This window comes from Citrobacter sp. TBCS-14 (assembly GCF_005280805.1).
Lineage (GTDB): Bacteria > Pseudomonadota > Gammaproteobacteria > Enterobacterales > Enterobacteriaceae > Citrobacter > Citrobacter gillenii.
The window spans coordinates 1-228 of record NZ_SZWM01000547.1 but is presented as its reverse complement, the minus strand read 5'-3'; the positions used below and the strand labels follow the sequence as shown (position 1 = coordinate 228).

General features: G+C 55.7%; 1 protein-coding gene. It reads right to left on the bottom strand.

Going from position 1 to position 228, the window contains the following annotated elements; genetic code table 11:
* Window positions 1-228, bottom strand: a 228-nt coding sequence (locus FDX22_RS19800; protein WP_186805366.1) for a major capsid protein, incomplete at both ends; no start/stop codon positions are given.

Genomic DNA, 228 nt, shown 5'->3' with positions numbered 1-228 from the left:
TGTCACGCTTGCTCCACTCCGTGCCGCCAGACTGCGTGATGTTATTCGCCTCATCACGCCCCATATCCACTTCAACCGGTTCGAAGGCTTCACCGGTCATGGTGTATTTGCCTTTAAGTACGGCAGAGACCGCCTGCATCTCTTCAACCTGAGCAATCGCCATCTCTTCGTCGCGCATGTTCTGCATGATGATGCGACGGCGACGGTATGCCGGATCCGCCAGATTCT